This is a genomic window from Nocardia sp. NPDC004722, from assembly GCF_053601505.1.
The window spans coordinates 1-1,022 of record NZ_JBSGBY010001125.1 but is presented as its reverse complement, the minus strand read 5'-3'; the positions used below and the strand labels follow the sequence as shown (position 1 = coordinate 1,022).

General features: G+C 68.8%; 1 protein-coding gene. It reads right to left on the bottom strand.

Translation table 11 applies throughout. The features are described from left to right. Positions 1 to 1,022 (bottom strand): Hsp70 family protein (locus tag ACWELQ_RS46260; RefSeq protein WP_452403283.1); only part of this gene is annotated, 1,022 nt, incomplete at both ends.

Genomic DNA, 1,022 nt, shown 5'->3' with positions numbered 1-1,022 from the left:
TCGGCCTGCCGCAGGTCGATCATCTCGTTGCGGTCGCGGGCCATGCTCTCGAAGATGATGATCGGCAATTCCCCGGTGTGGTCGAGGATTTGCCGCCACAGGTAGTGCAGTTCGGCGGTGCGCTGGCGCAGCAGGTCGGCGGCCCGGCTCTCGATGGCATCCCGGACCTGGACCTCGAGCTGGTCGAATTGGCGGCGGAAGACCTCGTCGCCGAGTTCGGTGACCGCCCGCCGGACGTATCCGACGGTCTCCTTGGCCCGCACCACCAGGCTGGGCCACTGCAATTCGTCCTCGGCCTCGTCGATGGCGGCCCGCAGGTCACGCAGCCGCTGCTGGGCGGCGAGCGCCGCGTCGGGATCCGCCGCGGCGGCCTCCACCAACTGCTGGGTGTTCAGGACGGTGTTCTCGTCGTCGATGCGAGCCAGCAGCACACCGGAATTCACGGTGCCGATATCGCCGTGCCGCTTCTTGACCTCGGCCAGGCGCCGCAGTTCCTGCTCGGTCTGACGGCGCAGGTCCGCGACGTCGGGCAGGGTCTCGGTGTGCAGGTCGATGACGTTCTCGAATTCGGCGTCGAGATACGGAATGTAGGCGCGCGCCACCATGATCCGAGAAGCGTCGATCTCCAGCGTCACCTCGATCTCGCTGCCCTCGGGAATGCTGCGCTCGACCTGATCGGCGGTGATGTCGAGACGGCCGATGGTGCTGTTGCGGTCGCCGCGCGCGTGCTCGCCCTCCAGCACCGGGATCCGGATCAGGCCGGTCTTGCCGCCGCCGTGATGCACCGCCGCGGTGGTGCGCAGCCGCTTGCGCGCCCGCGCGGGCAGCGGCGTATTGCGCTCGATCAGCCGCACGGTGGTGTTGTCGGCCAGGCCGACGCTGAGCGAATGGATCAGCGGCGGTTGGGTTTCCACCGCGCCGATGGTGTAGGTCAGGGTGTTCGGGGTGAGGTCGCGGCGGCGGCCGCTGCCGTCGACGAGTTCGATCTCGAAGGTGTTCGCCGCGCCCGGTTGCGCCCACAG